Raw genomic sequence first — 4,740 nt, forward strand, 5'->3', positions numbered from 1 at the left:
ATAAAACAACTTTTATAAAGGGGGATTCATATGCCTACAGCGTTACAAGAAGAAGTCGAAGAAGCACGGGAAACATATGTCAGTCGTATCATCTTAGTTGGAGGATCCGCTTTATTTTTAGTAGGCGGGGTTATCTCAGCAATTTCAGCCTTTAAAACTTATAATCGTTTGGAGAATACGCCGCCTTCTACAGATAATTCATAGATATTTTATAAAATAAAACGTCGCCTCCAATATGAAGAGACGACGTTTTATTATTCATACATATGACACTAAAAGTATCGGTAGATTCCCTACTCCATTTTCTAAGCTTACTTCACCACAAACCTAGTCTGACTACACCCATCCTTCTGCTTCGTTACTTCTAATACAGCTGGCATTGCGTTTTTCAGCTCTTGAACGTGTGAGATGACACCGATAAATCGGCCTGATTTTTGTAAGTCAATTAAGGCATCTACCGCTTTCGTTAACGATTCTTCATCTAATGAACCGAACCCTTCATCGATGAACATCGTTTCGATGGAAATACCGCCTTCATATGCTTGAATGACATCTGCCATTCCTAGCGCTAGGCAAAGTGATGCGTTAAATTTCTCTCCACCGGATAGTGTTTTTACATCGCGTGTTTGGCCAGTGTATGCATCGTACACATCTAAACCTAATCCACTTTGACGGTTTCTTTTTTCAACTCGCTCACTTCGTTTTAAATAAAATTGTCCATTTGATAATTTACGTAGTCGTTCGTTTGCGATTTGAACAATTTGTTCTAAATACTCAATTAAGATGTAACGTTCAAATGATATACGACTTTCGTTATCACCTTTCATTACTTCATATAAATCAACAAGTTCTTGGAAGGCTTTTTCTTCCTCGTGAATTTGTTCGTCAATACGTCTAATGTTTTCATGTAAATCAGAAATATATGTTACCGCATTTTGCGCACGTTGACGTTTTTCTTTAATGATATCGAGATTAATTTCTAGTTCTTTTATGTGTTCACCTAAAGATGTAATATCCATATACTCTTTATCTTTTAATTCTGAGTTTAACTCTTCAATTTGTTTTGCAAGCACTTCAAGCGATGAATAATAACCTTGAATTTCTTTTTGTAACATCTCCATCTCGGGATCGCTTAATTTGGCTTTTTTATACGTGAATTCATCTGTAAACCCGCTTTGTTCTAGCTCTTTCATAAAGCGTGCGAAAGTCCCTTCTTTCTTTAATTTTGCACTTTCAAATTGATTAGAAGCACCTTTTTGTTCTGCTTGAATACGTATATTTTCATTTTGCCAATGCTGATACGCTTCCTGCACTTTCTTCCATTCGTCCTCCATTAACCTAAGTTCCTGCATAGCTTGGTCAAACTGTGCTTTCCAAGCTTGTACTGTTTGTAAGTTTTCTGGAATATTTCGTTTATCATGTTCATATGACGTACGAAGTTGCATACACTCCATTTCTGTACGGTGCTGCATTGTTTCCAATTCTCGTTTTTGTTTCTGAAGTTCTTCTATTTTTTCTTCTACGCTTTTCATGTTCGCAGCAATCTGCTTACGTGTTTCTTCACTTGCTTTTAACGTATTAACATCTGCAGCTAATTGTTTTCCTTTTTGAACAAGTGCACTATATGTTTCAGCTAATTTTTCCGAATTGTAGCCGCGCTTCACAACTTCTTCTATCACTTGTTCATATTGTAGTCGATAGAAATTCCATTTCTCCTCTACTTGCACATGGAATTTTTCAGCAATGTTCTTCTTATCTCTTAAATCGTTTAACTCTTTTTCATCGATCGCATTACTTTGCTCTGTAGCTTTTTGTGGATGACTCGTACTACCACATACCGGACAAGATTCACCGTCATGTAAATGAAGAGCTAATATACCAGCTTGTTCACTTAACCAGCGGCGCTCCATGTTTTCATATGCACGAACTGCCACTTGCATTTTATTATTTGCCGCTTCTTTTTCTTGCTCGAATTTTTGTTTTTCTTGCCAAACATCATATGCTTGTTTTAAAACTTTTGCATCTTCTCGCATATTCGTTAGTTCTTCCACTTTAGCTACATATTGCTCAAGTGCTTGTTCTAATTGCTGCAATTCATCAGACATTCTCTGTTTTTGGTTTGTATGCTCTTCTAGTTGTTGATCTAACTTTTGCATACTTTCTTTTAATTTCCCTATTTGAATTTCGGCATTTTGTAAATTCAGCTTTCTCTCAGCTAATGATTCAATAATCGCTTGTAACTCTTCTAATCTTTGAACAAGTTTTTTAGCCTCTTCTCGTTCAGCTTCTTTATTCTTTACTACTTCATACTTCTCCTGAGCAAGTTCAAAGCTATTCATTATCTGTTCTTGTTTGACGATTATCTGTTTTAACAAACTTTCAGCTTTCTGCTCATTTTCCATCGCTTCTTCATACCATTGTTCAAATGGTAATAAGTGCTTTGCTTGTTCCGCACGTTTAAAGAATTTTTCTTTCCTTTCAATTGCTGCACGGTTCTCTTGTAAAGTGTTATATTTCTCATTCTTTTGTTGTAAATCTATAAATTTCTCATTTACAGATTTTGCTGCATGAAAACGTGTTTCTGCATCCTTTAATTGCTTCGTTTGAACATCTTGTTCTACTTGTAATTGCTCAACCTCTGCCTTATACACGGTTGTTTCTTGTTCTAACGCTTCTACTACTTGATGCGTATTTACATGTTCTTGTGCCACTAATGTCTCTAATAATGCTCCATCACGGATTGGTAATTTAAAAACATTACGGAAATAGAGCTCTCTCTCTTTTTGTTTTTCTTGTAAGACGTCTTTCCATTGTTTTCTCTTTTGATCAAGTAACTCACGCATTAATTTATAACGATCCGTTTTAAAAATACGACGTAAAATCTCTTCTTTGTTTTCCGTCTCAGATGTTAATAGTTTTCGGAATTCCCCTTGGGGTAACATAACAATTTGGCTAAATTGATGTTTACTTAACCCAATTAAATCTTCCACTTTTTTGTTTACGTCTGTTACATGAAAACGATCGACGGCTGGAACGTTTTCTCCATCAATAACTTCATATAATTCTACTGCATGTCCTGTAATAGTCTTATTCCCTTGTTTTTTATGTCCAAGTTGTCGTTTTATTTCATAGCGTTTCCCTTTTAACTGAAAGGTTAATTCAACACTTGTATAAACATTATCATCAGCAAATTGACTTCGAAGCATGCTCGTATCACTACGTTCTTCTCCACTAGCCTCACCATATAACACATAACAAATCGCATCAAAAATCGTTGTTTTTCCAGCTCCTGTATTCCCAGAAATAGCGAAAATACGATGTTCTCCAAGATCTTCAAAATCGATTATTTCTTTCTGTTTATATGGCCCGAATGCTGTCATAATAAGCTGAATCGGTCTCATCCTCGTTCACCTTCCCGTTCTTGCACTGTTTGTAATACATCTATAAATAGGCGTTCTTTCTCTTCTGATAAATCTAACCCCTTCATTTCTTTATAGAAAGCCTTTAAAAGAGATAAATCATCCGTTTTATGTCTTGAAACAGTTACTTCATTTGTATCTGTGAGTTCTCGCCTTTGCATCGCTCTTTCAACGTGCATTGCATTTGGATATACAGATCGTATTTTCTCCATCGGCTGTAAGACAGGGTTTTCGTCTAATAATTTTACAAATACGTAATCTTCACTTACTGGGTGCTGTAATAATTCATCTATTTTCGCTTCTACTGTTCGCATTTTACGACGTGGTGAAAGTAATCTTTTTTCAATTGCTACTTCACCAGTTTCATTCAGTTCTACAATGTAATAACCTTTTTTATGTTTCTCTTCAGAAATTGAATAGGCAAGTGGTGAACCTGAATATCGAATCGTCTCATTACGTACGAAATGCGCTTGATGTAAATGTCCAAGCGCTGTGTAATGAAACTTATCAAAATAATGACTATTTACATATTCAGCACCACCAATTGAAAGTGGTCGTTCTGCATCACTTGTATTCTCCTCCGCTTCTCCTGAAGAAGTTACAAATGCATGTCCAACAAATACATGTCTAGCTTCTTTATCCATCGTTTCAGAGAGCTCATTCATAAAAATGCGCATCGCATCATCATGAGAACGTACGTCTTCATTTTTCAACACGTGCCTCACTATGCTTGGGTCTGCATACGGTATTAGATGGAAGTGAACCTCTCCATATTCATCATTTAGTACAACAGGTTCATACGGGAATTGAAATTGACCTGCAATATGTAATCCTTGTTTTTTCATTAAACTACTTCCAAAATGGATACGATCCGGACTATCATGATTACCAGCTACCGCAATAACTGGTGTTTGCAAATCAATAACTATTTTTTGCAGCACATCATTTAATAAGTCTACTGCTTCTGTAGGTGGAATTGCTCGGTCATATAAATCCCCTGCAATAATTACAGCATCTGGTTTTTCTTCTTCAACAGCCTGTACAAACTGATCTAATACAATCTTTTGGTCTTCAGTCATATACACGCCATGAACAAGCTTACCTAAATGCCAATCCGCTGTATGAAATAACTTCATATTTTTCTACTCCTTTTAATTTACTGATTTTAGTGAAACGAGTTGATAGTTTATTGTAGTTTTTCCGTTCTCCCACTCTAGCTTCAATATCGTTGCACTTCCAATTCTTTCTTCATTTGATTTATATAAAGGCAATATTTCTTGAACTGTAAATAAGTGATAGCCATCCAATATTAATTGAAATA

Annotated in this window: 4 protein-coding genes; 1 reads left to right on the forward strand and 3 read right to left on the reverse strand. The window is 35.7% G+C overall.

The features are described from left to right. Positions 1 to 30 precede the first annotated feature (30 nt). On the forward strand, positions 31 to 204 hold the full coding sequence (locus ACQGS6_RS23115; protein ID WP_001141667.1) for a hypothetical protein: 174 nt from the start codon (positions 31 to 33) through the stop codon (positions 202 to 204). A gap of 107 nt (positions 205 to 311) precedes the next feature. Here the strand turns inward: ACQGS6_RS23115 and ACQGS6_RS23120 are convergent, their stop codons facing one another. The 3 genes from ACQGS6_RS23120 to ACQGS6_RS23130 form a co-directional block, all read right to left on the reverse strand. Beyond that, complete coding sequence (locus ACQGS6_RS23120; RefSeq protein ID WP_025966764.1) at positions 312 to 3,401, reverse strand: AAA family ATPase; 3,090 nt, start codon at positions 3,399 to 3,401, stop codon at positions 312 to 314. Beyond that, complete coding sequence (locus tag ACQGS6_RS23125) at positions 3,398 to 4,555, reverse strand: exonuclease SbcCD subunit D (protein ID WP_000765150.1); 1,158 nt, start codon at positions 4,553 to 4,555, stop codon at positions 3,398 to 3,400. The genes ACQGS6_RS23120 and ACQGS6_RS23125 overlap by 4 nt, the downstream gene beginning before the upstream one ends. A 15-nt stretch (positions 4,556 to 4,570) precedes the next feature. Beyond that, positions 4,571 to 4,740, reverse strand: a 170-nt coding sequence (locus ACQGS6_RS23130; RefSeq protein ID WP_426965666.1) for a DUF2584 family protein, incomplete at its 5' end; no start/stop codon positions are given.

It is taken from the genome of Bacillus sp. GMs2/2, assembly GCF_050172095.1.
GTDB lineage: Bacteria > Bacillota > Bacilli > Bacillales > Bacillaceae_G > Bacillus_A > Bacillus_A cereus.

What these genes read in the sequence shown, in the direction of transcription:
- ACQGS6_RS23125 (WP_000765150.1), bottom strand. Translation starts at nt 4,555, where the DNA reads ATGAAGTTATTTCATACAGCGGATTGGCATTTAGGTAAGCTTGTTCAT.
- ACQGS6_RS23120 (WP_025966764.1), bottom strand. Translation starts at nt 3,401, where the DNA reads ATGAGACCGATTCAGCTTATTATGACAGCATTCGGGCCATATAAACAG.
- ACQGS6_RS23115 (WP_001141667.1), top strand. Translation starts at nt 31, where the DNA reads ATGCCTACAGCGTTACAAGAAGAAGTCGAAGAAGCACGGGAAACATAT.